A 19,829-nucleotide genomic window follows, 5' to 3' on the forward strand; every position below is an offset into this window, starting at 1 on the left:
CTCTTGTTCGACATCGATCGCTGACGCCGGCATTCAAGGCTTGGTTCCCGAGCCGGACTTCGCCGAATACACAAACTGCTGGACCTCGGCCCTTTCCTTATCAACCGCGGCCATGTGTTGGGCCTCCAGTTTTTGATAGAGCGCGAACTCCTCCCGTGCTTGGTCTTTGTGTCCGGCGCGAACATAATACTGGCCGAGACGGTAATGAGCATCTGGAAGACTAGGATTCAATTCTAGCGCCCGCCGATACTCAGGAAGCGACTTTGACAACTCATGCTGATCTGCGTACAGAATGCCCAATTGCAAATGCGCGTCGGCGAGTGTTCCATCTAACGCAATCGCCTTTTGCAGCAAAGACTCCACCGCCCGAAAATCCACACTGGCTTCTTCCAGCCGTTTCCCCTTCCATAAACTAACAGCGTAATAATACTGCGCCAGCGCGTTGCGTGGCTGCAGTTCCGAATATCGCCGAAATCTTTCGATTACATCATCCGCCTGATTGGGAGAGCTAAGGTACGACTTGGATAAAAAGAGATAACATCGGGCATCGGCAGGGTCAAGATCCGCTGCTGTAAGCAAAGCTTCGATCGATTCCGCATACCTGCCCTGTGAATATAGGGCCATCCCTAACCCGATGAGTAGACGTGGGGAATTCGGATAATGCCGGCTAGCTTGGTGGAAGACGTCGATGGCTGGCTCATACGTCCTGTGGAGAAGAAGCTCGCTTCCCCAGGCAAACAGATTGTCCTCGCTCGGATCCATTTGAGCGGCAACTTCGAACTCGTTCGCCGCTTCCACATATCTTCCATCCTTCTCCTCGATCTGACCCAGAAGGTTGTGCAGTTCGCCGGTATTCTTTTGTTGCATAATGCTCCGAATTAGCTGCCGCGCATCGCCTAATCTACCAGTGAGAACGTAGGTAAGAGCCAAGTCGTAGCCGTTATTGTACGAGGAAGGATTAATTCGCTGTGCCCGCTCAAGCAGAGGGAGAGCATCCGCAATCCTATTGGATTGAAGATAGAAGTCAGCTAAGTTGTGGTTAGCGTCAAACTCCTGAGGCTCGAGATCGAGTGCCTTACGAAACTGTGATTCAGCTAGTACGAGCTTCCCTGAATTAAAAAGGCCCGTCGCCAGATTTGTTCTCGCAGTCGCCGAATCCGGTCGCAATTGTACTGCTATCTCCAACTGCTCTACAGCTTTCTCGTCCCGCGACTGTGCAGCATAGGTCAGGCCCAGAAGCTCGTGGACTTCAAAGTTCTTCGGCACACTCGGTAAGAGACGCTCCAGTTGGGCACCGGCCTCCGTGAACTTTCCAGCATGGTATTGGGCTACTGCCAACTGAAACTGGCGATCCAGCTCCTGGCTCCGACTGTCCTGGGTCGCCGAGCTATTCACCGCAAATACCGAGCAAACCAGAAGCGAGCCACCAAGAACTACGAGCCGCAACCGGGGCCTATTGCTCACAGTCCACCTCTGGAATCGCCGCACAAGTACAACGATACGCGCAATTGAGCACCCTGGAAAACAAATACGGGAAAGGAGCCGCTGGAGGCGCCTTTCCCGCGTATTTCAACTCAGATTAATAGTATAGCTTCAGAGCAAATTGAATCTGTCGCGGATCGTATGGTGCATCGCGGGTCGATCCGATTTCGCCAAAGCGGGAATCGGTGAAATTGCCCGAGTTTCCGATCGCCGTTACGCCGTTACCTCCGAAGTTAGGCGCATTGAAGTTCGGATGATTCAAGATGTTGAAGAACTCGGCCCGGAACTGCATCGAGAAGCGCTCGCTAAGCTGGAAGGCCTTGAACGTTGAGAAATCGAACCGATGGAATCCCGGACCAGTGGTAGTTGAGGGCCCGGCTCCCAGAATTGCACTTCCGGTTAGAGGGAAGCATCCGGCGGGTGCAGCTGTGCCCAGCGGGCAGGGCTGCTGGAAGGCGTTCGGGTTTCCAAACCAGCTGAGTTTTCCGTTCGAGTCCTTATGCAGGCCAAGCTTCTGACTCTGCCCGGGGACTTGCACGTCATTGCAATACGTTCCGGAGGTTGTTGCGGTCGGACAAGTGAGAGTGATCGGTTGACCGCCCTGGAGGGTTACGATCCAGTTCAGACTCCACCCTCCGATAGCAGCATTCGCGAGTTTGCCAGCGTCGGCCATGAACTTCTTATCCTTGCCGAACGGTAGTTGATAGCCACCGCTCAAATGAACCACATTTCGGATGTCAAAGTCGGCCAGCCCGTAGTCAAATCTCGGACCAAGCCCCGGGACATACGCGGCCCGAAATCCACTCGAATTTCCCGTACTGCCTCCGTTGAGAAGGTCGGCGGCATCCGAAAGCGTCTTCGAATAGGTGTAGGTGACAAGATAATTCAACCCACTAGAAAACTGTTGTTCAAGTTTGGTTTGCAGGCCGCTGTAGTTACTGATTCCAAGAGTTTGCTGGTAGCTCCCATTCTGACCAAAATCTGGAAACGGCAGGTAAGGAAGCACACTGGTGTTGGCAGGTATCAATTGGGAGACGTTATTGTTGCCGATACCAACCTGCAGGTTATTGACGTTCGTAAATACGTAAGCAACCTGCGCGGACATAGAGGGAGTAATCGCGTATTGGAGAGTGAAGTTGGAGCTGAGAGTAACCGGTGTTATGAATTTGAACTGAAGCCCCTGAAGACCCAGGCCTTTAGCATTCACCGCAAGAGGCGTAAAGGAACTGCAGGACAACCCGGTACCAATCGGTGCGCTTCCGCCCGGACCTGCGGTCGCGCAGCTGCCGTAGGGGTTAGAACCGCTACCGAAGGCTGCGGAGTCTGTGGTTCCCTTGTAGTCGAAGTTGTAGACGAAGGGATAGTTCTCACCGATGTTGGGTCCGTATCCCTGACTCTCAAAGGCGTTGTAGAAGAGTCCAACGCCGCCACGCATTACAAACTTCGGAGTAACTTGATAGGCGAAGCCTGCGCGCGGCGCAAAGTTATTCTTTTGATTCTGGGTGAGTCCCTTCCCGTATCTGTTGGTTTCCTCGAGCGTAATTCCGTCTTTTGCTAACAGATCGAGGAAGCCGTTGCCGTTAAGAGAGGGATTATTGGAGGTGGAAGACAGAGACCTATCGGCCTTCCCTGACGCCGGAATTAGATAGGTCGGCACTCCGTTTGGAGGACCGCTTTGAACAAAGTTGCTCTGGGCGCCATTTGATTCGGAGATTGGACTGAAGTAATCCCAGCGCAGGCCGAGATTAAGCGTCAACTTCGGAGTGACCTTCCAGTCATCCTGGAAGTATACGGCGAGGTACTTCCTGGTGTCGTAGGTTTTGCTGATGTTGGAAGCGTGTATCTCGTTCGCCCCTCCCACAAAACCGACTCCTTGCACGTTTGGATACATCGTATCTGGATAGGTTGCTTTCTGTGGTGTCACTAGGAATTGTGCAATACCGTTCTGGTCGCCAGATTGGCCCGGGATACCTACGTAGTTGCCACTATTGAAGTCGAACTCACCTCGGGAGTACGCGGGTTGTAACGTATTGAAGTGGACATTCTGGAACTCGACGCCCATTTTAAAGCTGTGCTTTCCATAGATCTTGGTGAAGTCATCCGTGATCTGAAGGGTCTGGCTGACCTCGTCAGAAGGCAGGAAGTCATTGCTGCCCAGCGTTTGTAGGCCGCCGATGACGATTGCCGGAAGGCCTCCGTTTTCAGACGACTGCGGAATGCCTTGGATCCCATATTTTGCTGGGAGGCCCGTAGTGCTACCCTCTGGGCCAAATCGAGTGGTGTGCAGGTGGTTGAAGCCAACACGCCCTACGTTGACGATGTCGGGAGTAAACACGTGGGTCCAGGCGGCAACAGCCTGATCGGATTTCGCCGTCTGGAGGCCCTGCTGGAAGCTGCCGCCGTCGGCAATACCCCCAAAAGGCCCCGGAATAAATTGTGGGTCATCCACGTAGCTGAAGCGAACGAATATCTGCTCTTTTTGCGTGGGATTGTAGTCACCGCGCACGTCAAAGGCGTTGCGATGCTCATACAGTTTTGGACTTGTTACAAAGTTCGAGGCGATGCCCGAGCCGGTTGGCGATGGATATAGATTAAGCAGGCCGATTGCATTCTGATCCAGGCGCGAGCCAGGGATTTGGTTCAGGTTGCAGGTTGCTGGTGAAAAAGACTGGGTATTTGGCCCGCAAGAGCCGAACGGATCGCGAACGTAGCCACTTTTGTTCACTGGGAAACCTGAGACAGGGTCAACCGTACCTGCCGTAACCGGACGCGTTGTTGCCGGGTCCAGGATCGTGCCAAATGGTATCTGTCTGCCTACATTGTCTGTACGCAGCTTCGTCGGATCAGTGATCAGTTCAGAGAGATTTGTGTAGCCGCTGCTTCTCTCCAGATTTGTCGGCACGGCGACACCAGACTGAGTATTACCCTGGACGCGCCGAAAGCCCTCATAGTCGCCAAAGAAGAAGAGCTTGTTCTTGATGATTGGCCCACCGATGGTTGCTCCGAACTGGTTAAAGCGCAACGCTCCTTTTTTTGTTTCGAAATAGTCTGCCGCGTCCAGCTTGTCATTGCGGAAGAACTCCCAGACCGCTCCATGGAGGCTGTTCGTGCCGGACTTGATCGTGGCGTTCAGAACGGCGCCGGCCGAACGACCAAGCTCAGCGCTGAAGCCTGCCGTCTGTACTTTGAACTCCGCGATCGCGTCCAACGGAGGAAGAATGACAAAGTTCGTTCCGTTCAGAAAGTCGACTGCGTTGGAGTTGTTGTCGATACCATCGAGCAGGTAGTTGTTCTGCGCCGGCCGCAGACCGTTCGCGGTAAAGGCTCCGGAGGCCGCGTTTCCGCGTGTGTCCGCCTGCGACGAATTCACGCCGGCACCAAGCTGAGCAAGAAAGGTGAAGTTGCGCCCATTCAAAGGCAGGCTATTTACCGTGCGCTCGGACACAACTTGTCCAACCGACGATTCGTCTGTTTGCAACTGCGGTGGCGCGGTAGTAACCTCCACCGTCGTGGTCGCTGCGCCTAGCTTCAATTCAATGTTTACCTGCAAGTTCTGCCCGACAGACACCGTAAGATTTTTCTGAGAGGTTGTAGAAAACCCCGGGCTCGTGACCGTAACCGTATAGTTACCGATCCTTACCGGCGAGAATATGTATACACCGGCTCCGTTCGTAACGGTCTCCAGAGACAACCCTTGGTCGATATTCAAAAGAGTCACGTGAGCATTCGGAACAATCGCACCTGCGGCGTCTACGACCGTGCCGTTGATTGCTCCTTCGTCGACCTGCCCAAAGACGCATTGGGTCTGAGCCAGGAGAAGGCACAAACATGAAAGGGTTATAAAGCCGAAACGTCTACACCAGCTCATAGCATTGCGATCAAAAGCCATCCGAATTACCTCAGTTTTTTCGTTCCATGGTCATTGCGCTTCGCCGAACCCGAAAGGCTAATTGAATAGACACGTAAACCTTTTCCGGATAAAAGTAAGCGTTTACATTTGTCAACGTGAGGAATTTAGTACAACCGGATAACTATTGTCAACCAAAAGGTTGAGACTGCCGTCTGCAGATAGATGGGCTTCTTCCCCCGGTGGGTTGTGTGTTTCCGGGGCACGATCCCAGCTGCGTCTCGCCCGGTGCTAACATTGCCATCTACACGGACCTACCCTAAATGTCGCATCGCAAAAGCGGAAGTCACTTTCTTTCACGGCGAAAACTCCTCAAGAGCTTAGGCTTAACACCTGTCCTGTTTCGTCCAGTTGCCTTCCATGCATCTTCATTCCTGCTCGCCCCCTTGGAGACCCTCCCAAGTCAAGCTTCAAACTTCTCCTACGCCGACATAAGGCTCAGACCCCACTACCCCCAAAAATCTCCATTGGAAGATGTTCTCCGTCTGGTTCCTCCGGGTTCAGATGATTACATCACCGAGAAATACGCCTTTGAAATCGGGTCACAACTGAATCATTGGAGCCGAGCCCTCGAGGCATCAGCCAATGATCTTTCAGCCTTAGCCAGCTCCTTGGATTCTTCCGTGGAAGCCTCGCCACTGGCTCTCACCAAAGAGATCAGGCTAGGCTCCGGGGATGCGATGCATGTCGTGAAGCGACAGTTTTCGTCCCAGGTTGTCCCTGGACGTGAGCGATTTCTCAAGGAGGTTCAAAGATGGCTAGGGCAGCTCTCGTGCGTGGAAACCGCAGAGTTCGAAATCACTGATATCAAGGAAGTCTCGAGCGCTCCCCTTACGGTTCGCCTGAATGTTCGATATGACATCGTCGCCAATCGAAAGGATCGACACCGCGAGGAGCGAGTTGGATTGTGGCGCACCGAGTGGTCCTACGACGAATCGCGGAACGCATTGGAAACTTGGAAAGCACAAAGATGGGAGGCTACGGAAGAGATCTTGAGCGTCACTGACGGGCCCGTCTTCATTGACGTCACCCATGAATCTCTCGGTGGAACGGAATCGTATACAAAGCAAATGCTTCGCGGGTCCGACTATTGGCGTACGGTCTTGGATGGCGCATGCGGCATCGACGTTTACGGCAACAACGGCATAGCCGCGGGGGATTTCGATAACGATGGATTCGACGATCTTTATGTCTGTCAGCCGGCAGGTCTGCCGAACCGCCTGTACCGCAATCGGGGTGACGGCACCTTCGAAGACGTAACGGAAAGATCCGGCGTCGGAGTGCTGGACAATACCGCATGCGCTCTGTTCGCCGACTTTAGGAATAACGGGTTTCAGGACCTTCTGGTGGTTTGCGGGAGCGGCCCCCTGCTATTCCTAAATAAAGGGGACGGAACGTTTGCGATCAAGCGCGACGCCTTCCAATTTACGAGTCTTCCTCAGGGATCGTTCACACATGCTGCGATTGCCGACTACGATCGCGACGGACTTCTCGACATCTACTTTTGCCTGTACAGCTATTACCTGGGCCTCGATCAGTATCACTATCCAGTGCCCTACTTCGACGCCCGGAATGGCCCAGCCAATTGCCTGCTGCACAATCAGGGGAACGGTACCTTTGTCGAGAATACCGAAGCCGCAGGACTGAATGTTGATAACAACCGATACAGTTTCGCGTGCGCCTGGGGCGAATCCACCTCTAATAGCTTTCCCGATTTATACGTGGCCAATGACTTCGGGCGCAATAACTTGTATCGGAACAACGGAGACGGAACGTTCACCGCAGTCTCGAGCTCGGCCAACGTTGAGGACGTGGGAGCAGGGATGAGTGCCTGCTGGTCCGATTTTGATAACGACGGAAATCAAGATATCTATGTCGCCAATATGTGGTCGGCGGCGGGCCAAAGGGTTTCAACGCAAATGCACTTTCAGGAAAAGGCTTCGGAAGAAATCCGCGCACTCTACCAGCGGCACGCGCGGGGAAATGCGCTCTACAGAAATCAAGGGAATGGGCAGTTTCAAAACATCAGCCAGCGAGCCGGAGTAGAGATGGGCCGATGGGCCTGGTGCTCAGATCTGTGGGACTTCGATCATGACGGCTACCCTGACCTCTATGTCGCCAATGGGTACATCTCCGCCTCTGAGCGTCAATCAGAGCGAAGCGATCTCAGCAGTTTTTTCTGGCGGCAAGTGGTTGCGAAGTCTCCCGAAGACGCTGTCCCCGCTTTGGCCTACGAGCGTGGTTGGAACGCTCTTAACGAATTGATTCGATCGGACACCTCATGGAGCGGCCATGAAAGAAATGTAGCCTTCAGGAACAACCGCGATGGCACATTTTCTGAGGTTTCGGGTGCGCTCGGTTTGGACTTCCCAGAGGACGGCCGCTCTTTCGTCCTCGCCGATCTCGACCACGACGGACGTTTGGAGCTCATCCTCAAAAACCGCAACGCCCCCCAGCTACGGATCCTTCATAATGTGATGAAAGATATCGGCGCCTCGATTGCATTCCGTTTACGAGGCACCAAAAGCAATCGCGATGCGATCGGAACTGCGATTACGGTCAAAGCTGGAACCCTCAGTCAGACAAAGTATCTGCAAGCAGGCTCCGGGTTTCTGGCTCAGCATTCCAAAGAGGTGTTCTTTGGGGTTGGGAAGTCGGAGGGACCGACCAGCGTCACGATCTGTTGGCCGAGTGGGCTTTCTCAAAAATTCGAGAATTTACCAGTAAACCACCGGATCGAAATCGAAGAGGGTGCCCCCGCATTTATAGCCAAACCCTTCGCCGCCCCCAACCCTTCCTTGGCACAAGCAGGCGCCCCGCCGACGTTAGAGCCTCTACCATCACAGGTTGATACGTGGCTCATTGAACCCATAATGGCGCCAGAGTTTTCCCTACCTGATCTCACGGGCAGCATGCGAAGTCTCCAAGCTCTACGCGGTAACTTTGTGCTTCTCAACTTCTGGGCAACAACAGCGCCGCTCTGTCCCGACCAGCTGAGACTTCTTAATCATCACTGGTCAGCCTTCACCGCAAGCCAACTGAAGATCCTCGCAATGGGCGTCGACGAACTGTACGATCTCGATAAAGCTCGGTCATTCGCGGCGCAAGAGAAATTTTCCTTTCCGCTTGTCTTCGCAACCGTAGAGATAGCGGGAATTTATAACATCATCTATCGCTACTTGTTCGATCGTCGCAGAGACCTAGCGATTCCAACCTCCTTCCTGCTGGACAGAGACGGCATGATCGTCAAGGTTTATCAGGGACTGCTTAGCGCCGAGCGTCTCCTCGAGGATGTAAGGTCTGTTCCAACCACGGCAGCGGGTCGCATGCAAAAGGCGATGCCTCTAGGCGGAGTGCTCTACCAAGGCGGATTTCAACGCAATGACTTTACTTACGGGGTAGCGCTCTTTCAGCATGGTTATCTCGAACAGGCCGCTGAGTCATTCAAGCAGGTCATCGCCGCAAAACCGGATGATCCGGAAGGCTATTACAACCTGGGGACACTCAGCCTGCGAAGAAATGACTTCAAGCAGGCACGCCAATACCTTCAACAAACGCTGAAGCTGCGTCCAAACTATCCCGAGGCGTGGAACAATCTTGGAATGATGGCTGCCCAGGAAGGCCATCCTGACGAAGCCATCCAGAACTTTCAACAGTCATTACTCCTCAGACCAACCTATGCCATTGCTCTTTTGAACTTGGGAAATGTGTACCGACGACAGGGCGCTGTGGAGAAGGCACAGAACTGCTTGAACCGCGCGATCGAAATTGAACCCGACAATCCTGAAATCAACTACAGTCTCGGTATGTTTTACGCACAGAAAAGCGAGATGCAAAACGCATCGGATTATCTGCAAAAAGCCGTCGGACTGCGTCCCGATTATCCTGAAGCACTGAACAACCTTGGCGTTCTTTTCGTGAGAGAGCAGGACTACGCGAAGGCAGAGGAGCGGTTCAAGACTTGCATCCGCATCGTCCCAAGTTTCGACCAGTCCTATCTCAATCTTGCTCGACTCTACGCATTGCGCAACGACAGGAAAAAAGCCAAAGAGGTTTTGCAGGATCTGCTCCGCATTCAGCCTGAGAACCCGAGCGCCATACACGCCACGGAGATGTTGAACGAAGTGCCTTAATCGAAGTTTCAAACCCCGACCCAACCAATCCTGTCCCTCTATAATCGCAACCTATGAATCTTCCCCGGCGTCGCTTCCTCGGTTCATCTCTTGTTATGCTTGGCACCCCATTGATGGAAGCGCTAACCACTCCGCTCTGGCAATGGAGAGACCCAACGCTGATCCAAGCCGCCAAATCAAATCCCCTGCCCCCAGTGCAGTTTGTGGACGTCGCGCAGCAAGCCAGATTGACAATCCCAAATGTGTGGGGCGGTATCGACCACAAGCGCTCCATTATCGAGGCCAAGGGAAGTGGGCTGGCTTTTTTTGACTACGACCACGACGGTTGGCTGGACATCTATCTCACCAATGGGAATCGACTGGATGCCCATTGGCCCGTTGGAAAGGCACCAATATCTCATCTCTACAAGAACAATCGCGATGGCACGTTTACTGATGTCACCGAGAAGTCAGGTCTGGGCGTCACCGGTTGGCAGACCGGCGTCTGCATCGGCGACTACGACAACGACGGATGGGACGATCTATTTTGCACGTTCTGGGGGCATAACATCCTCTTCCACAACAATGGAAATGGAACCTTTACTGATGTCACTCATCATGCCGGCCTTTATCAGGAACAGTTCCGTTGGGGCGCTGGCTGCACCTTTCTCGACTATGACAGGGACGGCCACCTCGATCTTTTCGTCTGTAACTATCTCAAGTTGAATCCGGAGACAATTCCAGCCGCAGACGATACGCACTATTGTCAGTGGAAGGGAGTGCCCATCATGTGCGGCCCCCGCGGCCTTCCTGGCGACACGAACATTCTTTATCACAACAATGGAGACGGCACCTTTACCGACGTCTCGCAAAAGTCGGGCATCCTGAAACCCGGCCCGAGATACTCTATAACCTCCGTCTCTTACGACTTCGACAACGACGGCTGGCCTGACATCTATGTTGCGGTGGACTCACAACCGAGTATTCTTTTCCAGAACAATCACGACGGAACGTTCACCGATGTCGCCGTTATCGCCGGTTGCGCCTACAGCGATAGCGGCCATGAGCAGGCCGGAATGGGTGTCGCGGTCGCCGACTACGATTGCGACGGCTGGTTCGACATCTTCAAGACCAACTTCGCGGACGACACCTGCAACCTTTACCACAACAACGGCGATGGAACCTTCAGCGATGTTACGTTTCCCTCTGGGGTTGGAATCAATAACCGCTATGTCGCATGGGGATGCGCTTTTATTGACTATGATAATGATGGCTGGCAGGACATCCTTCAGGTAAATGGACACGTTTACCCCGAGATCGACAACTACCATTTCGATCAGACCTTCAAGAACCCGCGCTTGGTTTACAAGAACCTTGGCAATGGACGCTTCAAGGATGTTTCGTCGTCGATGGGGCTCGGCATCGCCGAACATTTTTCCAGCCGGGGCGCGGCCTTCGGAGACTATGACAACGACGGGAACATGGATGTGCTGATTCTTAACATGAACGATTTGCCATCACTCCTTCGCAACAACGGAGGCAACAAACAAAACTGGATCAAGATCAAACTACTTGGCGTGAAGTGCAATCGCACCGCAATCGGAGCTCGTGTGCGGGTCATAATTGGCAAGCACATACAAATGGACGAAGTCCATAGCGGTACAAGCGTGATGTCGCAGAGCGATCTGCGCATTCACTTCGGTCTGGGCAAGGCCGAAGTAGTGGATGTAATTGAAGTCAAGTGGCCGACGACGCAAAAGATCGAACGATTCCTGCAGGTCAAACCGAATCAGATACTAACCATCCGCGAAGGCTACGGAATCGTCGCAACTTTCAAGCCCTCCTCCACCTCGCGCTCCACATAGGGAGATGTGACCGGTTCTCATCAGCGATGCGCAGTCGACAAGCGCTGGATCAGTCTGCTTGCTTTTATCGTGCCGTCGAAGGAACGGGCTGATCTGGCAGAATGATGAGGAATTGCTTAACCTCGCGGCGTTTCTTCTCAATGGCCTCTGCCTGTTGACTCTTGATCTCATCGTGAAGCTTGAACTCTTCTTCGGCCTTCGCTCGTTCACCGACTCGGTCATAGGCTAGCGCGAGCCGGTAATGGGCCTCGCCCAGCTGCGGCTCCCCTTCGATTGCCATTTTATAAAAATCGATCGCCTCGGAAAATTCGGATCGAGACGCAGACAGTATCCCGAGCTGGAGGTAAGCGTCGCCGCATTTTGCATCGATAGAGACAGCTCTCGCAAGCAGCGCCTCGGCCTGATTCATGGTCTGGGTCTCCTCCGAATAGTGCTGCCTCTTTAGGATCGCCATCGCATAAAAATAGTTGGCAAGAGCATTATCAGGCTGCTCCTTTACAAACCGTGCCAGTCTCTGCTCAACACACGACAATATATCGGGAGCCACAATCTGCATCTTACCCATAAACATATACGGCTCAGAGTCCATCGGGTCAAGATCAGAAGCATGGCACAGGCGAGCGGCCGCCTCCTCGTACAGCGCGCCGGCAAAGAGAGCCGCACCCAGGGCCGTAAGCATTCTGGCCGACCTAGGGTAGGTTTCGTTGCCTCTGCGAAAGACCTCCTGTGCCTGCCAAATAGCTCGATGAATTAACAACTCAGAACCCCACTCAAAATAATTCTGTTCACTGGGTTCCAGTTGGACCGCCTCCTCATACTCATGAACGGCGGCTAGAGGATTGCCTGATGTCTCATCCAACTCACCCGCAAGCCGATATAGCTTCCCGTTCCCATGTTGCTTGAGTAGCTCATGGACGCGATCGAGGGCCGCCGCAGTACGACCACTCCGGTCATAAGCCAGAATTAGGTCGTACTGGTTCTTCAGATTCTCCGGATTAATCCGATATGCATTTTGTAGAAGCGCTAACGATTCGCCGTACCGGCCAGTTCGAAGATAGAATTCACCAAGCTTATGGTTCGCTTCAAAGCTTCCCGGAGAATGTTTCAACTCTGAGCGCAACTTGCCTTCAATCTCCTTTCTAACAGGAGCAGCATCAGCTGTTCCAATACTGCCTGTCTGATCCCATGGTTTGAGCGTAACTGTTTCACTCGCGAGAGCTTCGCTGGTCCGCAGCATAGAGTCCGATCCATGCCCCCCTACCGCCGTCCAATCAGTCACTCCCGCAACGGTGAAGTTCGGTTTGTCGGCGAACGCCATAGCTTGTCCGGAAGACGAAGAGTTTGTCCCGGGCGTAAATTGGCCTGAACCTCCATCTTCTAGGACCAGATCAACCTTCTGTTGGGTGCCCTTTGAAGATGGTGTGACAGTTACAGCGCGGCCACGGAATCCCGGTTTCTCCGCGCTCAGCCGATATATTCCCGGTTGAATGGGCGAAAACGCGAACGTGCCATCTGCGTTGGTTTGAATCTCGATACCAGCATGAGCCCCCTTCTGTTCGAGCCTCACGACTGCGCCGTCGACAGGTTTACCGTTTGGAGAATGGACAGTTCCCTGTACAACCCCCGTCACGTCAGCAGAGATCTGCTGCGCAAATGCCAAGTCAAGGGAGACAACAAACAGAAGCACAGCGACAGCCACCAAAACACCACGAACCCAACTAGCAGCGCCCATTTTGGCGTGAGAAAGTAATTCGCGCGATATTACCCTCGGTGAATTCGCTGCACTCGTCTCAAACAGGTTGTTAGTGGGGTTCTTCATGTACTTGACTGCAACTATAACTCCGTCTCTTTCAGGAGGAAGGTGAATCGCGTTTGCCCTGTTTTGAATTGCATTTCTCGACTTGGCGTAGCAACCATCATCATATAAACGCGAATTGCAAGCACGATCCCTTGTAGCATCCACAAATTTACAATTGCTAGCCTGCAATGTATGCGCGTACATTAGACAAGATCGAACGAACCCGCGCTCTGCGCCGCGCAGATACTTTGACTCTCCAAACTAAGGAGCTCTTCTTGCCTGGACGTAAAGTCTACCTCGTTCTTCTTGCGGCGCTAGTGACCTCAGGGGCTGCGCTCCCTCAGTCTGCGATTCGTTACGATCCTGCTACACGCGTCTGGCAGTTGTCCGCAGGTGAGATGACCTACGAAATAGGGGTCAACGATCAGAACGGTCTCCAGACAATGTACTGGGGTCCACGCCTAGAAGGGCCGTCGACTCCAGCCACGCCAAAAGCCTACCCGGAGGCCGCCTCCTTCGATCCTTCCGTGTCGGCCACCCCACTCGAATACGCCGGTTGGGGTGGCGGCATACCGACGCAGCCCGCCCTCAAAATCAGCTTCCCGGACGGCAACCGTTCGCTCCTCCTCGACTATCTCGATAGCAAACAGACCGACGGCCCCAACGGCAATCAATTGGAGATCACACTCCGTGACCGCCTCGCCGAGGTCTATGTCCATCTTTTCTACAAGGTGTACGCGCCAGGTATTCTCGCTCGCTGGTCTCAAATCGAAAATCGCACCAAGGGAGTCATCACGGTAGAACAAGCCGCCTCCGCAACCCTCAACCTGCCTCCAAGTACCTCCTACGAGCTAAGCTCACTAAGTGGCCGCTGGGGAGCCGAGTGGCAGTTGCACACCGTCCCCCTTGTGCCTGGCCACAGCGTGCTGGAAAGCCGCCGCGGCAGCACCTCACACCAGTCCAATCCATGGCTCGCCATCGGACGCACCGGCGAGACCACCGAGACAGCAGGCCCCGTTTGGTTCGCCGAACTCGGCTGGAGCGGGAGCTGGCAGATAGACGTCGAACAAACCTTCAGCCATCGCGTCAAAATCACGGGCGGCTACAACAACTTTGACTTCTCCTATCCTCTCGGTCCGGGGGAATCTCTCAAAACCCCCATCTTCTACGCGGGCTACACCAGCAAAGGACACGGCGAAGCCTCGCGAATTCTTCACCGCTTCCAGCAACAGCAGATTCTGCCCGGAGCACCGCATCCCAAACCACGGCCCATCATCTACAACTCCTGGGAGGCAACCGGATTCAACGTCAACGAAGCCGGCCAGCTGGCCCTCGCCGAAAAGGCCGCCAGCCTCGGCGTTGAGCGCATGGTTATCGATGACGGCTGGTTCGGCCAGCGCGTCACCGACCACGCCGGTCTCGGCGACTGGTACGTCAACCAGACGAAGTTCCCCCACGGCCTCAAACCCGTCATCGATCGCGTCCATCAACTCGGCATGGACTTCGGCATCTGGGTCGAACCCGAGATGATCAACCCGGACAGCGATCTCTATCGCAAGCACCCCGAGTGGGCGATGAACTTCCCTGGCCGCCCGCGCACCGAAGCCCGCAACCAACTCGTGCTCAACCTCGCCCGCGATGACGTAAAGCAGTACATCCTCAGCTTTCTGGACAAGCTTGTAAGCGAGAACGACATCGCCTTCCTCAAGTGGGACTACAACCGCAACTGGTCCGAGCCGGGCTGGGATGCAGTGCCATTGCCGGAGCAGAAGGAGATCTATGTTCGCTACATCAACAACCTCTACGAGATACTCGCCGAACTGCGCAAACGACACCCGAAGCTCGAGATCGAGTCCTGCTCCGGCGGTGGCGGCCGCGTCGACCTCGGCATTCTCCGCTACACCGACGAGGTCTGGCCCTCCGACAACACCGATGCTCTCGACCGCCTTTCCATCCAGGATGGCTTCTCCCACGCCTACACCCTTGGAGTCATGGTGGCGTGGGTCACCGACGTCCCAAACTTCCTCGACCGCCGTATCATCCCGCTGCAGTTCCGCTTTACGGTCGCTATGACTGGTGCTCTCGGAATCGGAAGCGACGTCACCAAATGGACGGCTGACGAATCCGCTCTCGCCACAAATCTCATAGCGTTCTACAAAACCATCCGCTCCACCGTGCAGCAAGGCGCGCTGTATCGTCTCATCGCACCTGAGACCAGCGAGCAGACAGCGCTCGAGTACGTCGCCGAAGATGGCCATCAGGCAGTACTCTTCGCCTTTCTGCACTCGCAACACTACGGAGAACCATTTCAAACTCTTCGCGCTCAGGGACTCGAGCCGGCAGCCCTCTACCGGGTCAAACCACTCGATCCACTAAAAGCGCCAGGCTTGCCGCAGGAGATGACCGGTAGTGAACTCATGGGACCGGGCATCTCCCTTCATCTCATCGGCGACTACGACAGCACCGCAATTGTCTTCGAGAAGGTCGAACACAAATAACACCTCCTTCAATCCCAAACGAATCTTCTCTAACTCATAGAACGGACCCGACAGCATGAACCGCAGAAACTTTCTCACCTCCACCGGAACAGTCCTTGCAGCCGGTGCCATAGCCCCCGCCGCCACCAGCCATGCGATCGCCCCCGTCACCACTCCTGGCAGCCGCATGATCCTGCCCATCAATCGCGGCTGGCGCTACAGCCCCAAGACATCGAGCGAGGGCCATTCCCCCGGGTTCGACGATTCCAGCTTTACCCGGGTCGTCGTCCCGCACACCAACGTTCGTCTGCCCTGGCACAGCTTTGACGACAAGACCTACGAGTTCATCTCCCTCTACCGTCGACCCCTTAACGTCCCTGCCGCCGCACGCGGAAGGCGCGTCTTTGTTGACTTCGAAGGCGTCATGACCGCATCGACCGTCTATCTCAACGGCACGAAGCTCGGCGAGTACCGCGGAGGATATACGCCCTTCTCCTTCGAACTCACCCAGCATCTTGACCCTTCCGGCAAAAACCTCCTCTCCGTCGACGTCGACTCCACCGAGCGCGCCGACATCCCCCCTTTCGGCAACGAGGTCGACTACCTCACCTTCGGTGGCATCTATCGTGAGGTATCACTCCGCGTCGTCCCCCAGACCTTCCTTGAAAACATCTACGCTCGTCCAAAGAATGTGCTCAGTGCCGCCCCCACCGTTGAGGTCGAATGCTTCCTGGATCGCGCCCCCGACTCCCGTCTCGGAGCACTTTCGATCCGCGCCGAACTCCGTCGCGAGCACGAGGACAAGGTCATCGCCATCGCCACACAAAAGATCTCCGAACCGTCGCCAATCGAACACCATGAAGCCGATGCCGACCAGGCGCTCGGCGCTCTTCCGCCCACCTCCCCGGTCCCCGGCTCCTACACGCTTACTCTCGATAAGCTAGGCAAGCTCAACCTCTGGGATCTCGAAACTCCGCACCTCTACACGGTTCACGTCCAACTTCTCGAAAACGGCAAAGTCATCGACGAAGACGCACGCCGCATCGGCTTCCGTGAGGCGACGTTCACCCCGCAAGGCTTCTCGCTCAACGGAAAGATCGTCAAGCTCCACGGCCTCGATCGCCACCAGACATTCCCCTTCGTCGGCCAGGCGATGCCCGCACGCGTCCAACGACAAGACGCAAAGATCCTCCGGCACGATCTTCGCTGCAACATCGTCCGCACCTCACACTATCCGCAGTCCCGGTACTTCCTGGACGCCTGCGACGAGATCGGCCTGCTCGTCCTCGAAGAGATTCCCGGCTGGCAGCACATTGGCGATAAGCCCTGGCAGGATATCGCGGTCGATAATGTTCGCCGCATGATCCGCCGCGACTGGAACCACCCGTCCATCATCCTCTGGGGCGTCCGCATCAACGAGTCACGCGACAACCACGACTTCTACACCCGCACCAACGCCCTTGCGCACGCGCTCGACGAGCTGCGCCAGACCGGCGGCATCCGTTACTTCCAGGAGTCCGAATTCCTCGAAGATGTCTTCACCATGAACGACTTCGGCTGGCCACTGAAGGCCCCAAACCATCCCCTCTACCTCAACACCGAGTTCGTCGGCCACACCTTTCCCACCAAAACCATCGACAGCAAGGAGCGTCTGCAGGAGTTCGTCGTCCGCCACGCTCGCGTCCACGACACTCTCGCCTCCAACCCCCAATACGCAGGCGGCATCGGCTGGTGCGCCTTCGACTACAACACGCATAACAACTTCGGTTCCGGCGACCGCATCTGCTACCACGGCGTCATGGACATCTTCCGCACACCGAAGTCCGCCGCAGGCTTCTATAAATCGATGTGCGAACCCGCCGAAGAGATCGTGCTCGAACCCGCCTTCCACTGGGCTCGCAACGACGAATCGATCGGCTTCACCACCGCCATGATCTCCTCCAACTGCGACCACCTCAAGCTCTTCGTCGAAGACTCCAAAGGCGAACGCCTCGTCGGCGAAGGCGATCCCGACCGCAAACAGTTCCCTTCCCTTAAACACGCGCCCTTCACCATCCCGCTCGGCGAAGGCTTGCGCGCCTGGGGAGACCTCCGCATCGAAGGCTACATCGGCGGCAAACAGGTCATCTCAAAACGTTACTCCGGCAAGGGCGTCGATCAGCAATTCGTGCTGTTGCCCGACGATCATGAACTGATCGCAGACGGTGCCGACACCACCCGCGTCGTCCTCCGAGTCAACGATGAATTCGGCCAGGTACGCCCCTTCGCCAACGATGCCATCCGGCTTGAACTCGAAGGTCCCGGCGAGATCATCGGCGACAACCCCTTCAGTCTCATTGGAGGCACGGGAGCCATCTGGATCCGCACGAAGGAACAGCCTGGCAGCCTCCGCCTGCGCGCCATTCACCCAGTCCTCGGCGAGCAGACCGTCGACATTCAGTGCTCCGCAGCCTCACCCGAACAAGCCTGACCAACTCACCCATTGCCGCAACGCTAGTTCCACAGAGACCGAATATCCCATCCTTTCGCAGTCCCATCGCGATAGGATGGGATATTCGTGCGAAAGCACGGACCGCAGTAAAAACCGCCCTGTGACAAAGCCTTCCCTGAGCCGTACTACAAATCTCAGACAAAACCAACTTTACTTTTTCGGTGGTCCCGTCGACTTCCTGACCACCAGCACAGGCTCAATTACGCGGTTTCTTCCCGGACGCGGTTCAATCTGGTGCCCATCATAACTTTCAAACAGAGCCTGAAAGGCAATCTGTGCAATCTCCGTTCTGGGCAGGCGGATCGTCGTCAGAGCAGGATGGGTAAAGGCGCTCATGTGAATATCGTCGAAGCCGATCACCGAGATATCCTCCGGCACCCGCAAACCCTGTTCATGGATCTCGTCGATCGCCCCGATCGCAGTGAGATCGTTCGACGCCATCACGGCCGTCGGCAACTTCTTAGAAGTTAGCATGCGCTTCATCGCAATCTTTCCGCCTTCGATCCGATGATCTCCTTCCTCGATCCATGTCTCTTTCATGCGGGGCTTATCGACTGCCATGCCCTTCATGAATGCGTCCAGACGTTTCCGCGCCGAGATCAGCCTCAATGGGCCGCTGATAAATCCGATCCGGCGATGATTTAGCGTTCTCAGATGCTTCATCGCCTGTCCGATGCCTGTCTTGTAGTCCACATTGATAGTGTTGACTCCAAGCGCCGGCTTCCCGCCATCTAAAAACACCAGCGGAATGCCACGTTTGCCGAAAGGCCCTATCAGCGCCTCATCCATCTCGGAGGTCATAATGGCGACCCCGTCCACTTTGCGCTCCAGCATGCGGCTCAGGCAATGCTCCATCCTAACCGGATTGTAATCAGTGTTCGCGACCAGCACCTCCTGTCCGTGTTCTACCGCAATGGTCTCAAACGCTTTCACCAACTCAGGGAAAAAGGGATTGGTGATATCGGAAATGATCAGCCCAAACATGCTGCTGCGGCCAGTTCCCAACGCTCGCGCATTCCGGTTGGGGTAGAAGTTCAACTCACGAATGACTTCCAGAACCGCCGCAGCCGTCGATGCCCGCACCAGTTCTGGTCGATTGATTACCCGACTAACTGTGGCAGTTGAAACGTTGGCGCGTCTGGCGACAGCTTCAATATTCATAAATCCCCGCGAGAACGGCGTTAGCCATAACCGATTTTCGCAATCATCGTTTGACCGATGCTGATAGCAACCGGACATGAATTGAATATATCTTCTATCAACGCATTCGGAAGATTGTATCCAAATGTCTATTTGAGAGGTTGATTCTGGGATATGTTCTTGCGTTTGCGATTGGGAACGGTCAAGCCAACAAGACCTCTGCTCGACACTATGAGGACCTTGTTCGAAGCCATGGTCGTTAAGCACTCTCTCAACTGCGATGCGGCTACGGCGATTCGCGCTCACGCGCCAATGACAAGAAATAAAGTGAAAGGAGGAGTAGGAATGACTCTTGCAAACATTTTTGGCCCAACTAATGCAAGCGGAAAGGTGCCCCCATCTGCTCCGTGATCAGCTCATTCAAGGTCAACGGGTTCGAACCGGAACCCCTGCTTTATTGTGTCCCGGGTCAGACTGCAGCCATCCAATAAGCAAAATCACCGAGCTGCCGTCATGGAATGCCTCGCTCGACACCCGCTACACCCCTACCAATACGT

At 54.9% G+C, this 19,829-nt stretch carries 8 protein-coding genes and 1 pseudogene; 5 read left to right on the top strand and 4 right to left on the bottom strand.

Annotation, left to right across the window (positions count from 1 at the left end; all coding sequences use genetic code 11):
- Nucleotides 1–33: 33 nt before the first annotated feature.
- Together RBB75_RS00345 and RBB75_RS00350 are read right to left on the bottom strand one after the other, a co-directional pair.
- Nucleotides 34–1,338, bottom strand: a complete 1,305-nt coding sequence (locus tag RBB75_RS00345; protein WP_353069180.1) for a tetratricopeptide repeat protein — start codon at nucleotides 1,336–1,338, stop codon at nucleotides 34–36.
- 241 nt (nucleotides 1,339–1,579) lie between these two features.
- Nucleotides 1,580–5,308: a TonB-dependent receptor gene (locus RBB75_RS00350; RefSeq protein ID WP_353069181.1), complete on the bottom strand. Its 3,729-nt coding sequence runs from the start codon at nucleotides 5,306–5,308 to the stop codon at nucleotides 1,580–1,582.
- A 1,151-nt stretch (nucleotides 5,309–6,459) separates the two neighbouring features.
- Between RBB75_RS00350 and RBB75_RS00355 the strand changes: the two are divergent.
- The 3 genes and pseudogenes from RBB75_RS00355 to RBB75_RS00365 form a co-directional block, all read left to right on the top strand.
- Nucleotides 6,460–6,879 (top strand): annotated as a pseudogene (locus RBB75_RS00355) (FG-GAP repeat domain-containing protein); the annotation flags it as partial.
- Nucleotides 6,880–6,939: 60 nt separating this feature from the next.
- Nucleotides 6,940–9,522, top strand: coding sequence for a tetratricopeptide repeat protein (locus tag RBB75_RS00360; protein ID WP_353070426.1), 2,583 nt, complete (start codon nucleotides 6,940–6,942; stop codon nucleotides 9,520–9,522).
- A 53-nt stretch (nucleotides 9,523–9,575) separates the two neighbouring features.
- Nucleotides 9,576–11,366 (top strand): CRTAC1 family protein, encoded by a 1,791-nt coding sequence (locus tag RBB75_RS00365; protein ID WP_434557142.1) that lies wholly within the window; start codon nucleotides 9,576–9,578, stop codon nucleotides 11,364–11,366.
- Nucleotides 11,367–11,430: 64 nt separating this feature from the next.
- Here RBB75_RS00365 and RBB75_RS00370 read toward each other — a convergent pair whose 3' ends face one another.
- A complete protein-coding gene (locus RBB75_RS00370) occupies nucleotides 11,431–13,185 on the bottom strand; it encodes a tetratricopeptide repeat protein (protein WP_353069183.1) in 1,755 nt (584 codons plus the stop codon).
- A gap of 254 nt (nucleotides 13,186–13,439) precedes the next feature.
- On the opposite strand from RBB75_RS00370, the gene RBB75_RS00375 reads away from it, so the two are divergent.
- Both RBB75_RS00375 and RBB75_RS00380 read left to right on the top strand, forming a co-directional pair.
- The gene (locus RBB75_RS00375; protein WP_353069184.1) at nucleotides 13,440–15,662 is read left to right on the top strand and encodes an alpha-galactosidase; all 2,223 of its coding nucleotides are present in this window, start codon (nucleotides 13,440–13,442) and stop codon (nucleotides 15,660–15,662) included.
- A gap of 55 nt (nucleotides 15,663–15,717) precedes the next feature.
- Entirely contained in the window at nucleotides 15,718–18,111 is a 2,394-nt protein-coding gene (locus RBB75_RS00380; protein ID WP_353069185.1) for a glycoside hydrolase family 2 protein, read from the top strand.
- 171 nt (nucleotides 18,112–18,282) lie between these two features.
- Here RBB75_RS00380 and RBB75_RS00385 read toward each other — a convergent pair whose 3' ends face one another.
- Nucleotides 18,283–19,293, bottom strand: a complete 1,011-nt coding sequence (locus RBB75_RS00385) for a LacI family DNA-binding transcriptional regulator (RefSeq protein ID WP_179638543.1) — start codon at nucleotides 19,291–19,293, stop codon at nucleotides 18,283–18,285.
- Nucleotides 19,294–19,829: the final 536 nt, after the last annotated feature.

The sequence above is a fragment of the Tunturibacter empetritectus genome (assembly GCF_040358985.1).
In the GTDB taxonomy this organism is placed as follows: Bacteria; Acidobacteriota; Terriglobia; order Terriglobales; family Acidobacteriaceae; genus Edaphobacter; species Edaphobacter empetritectus.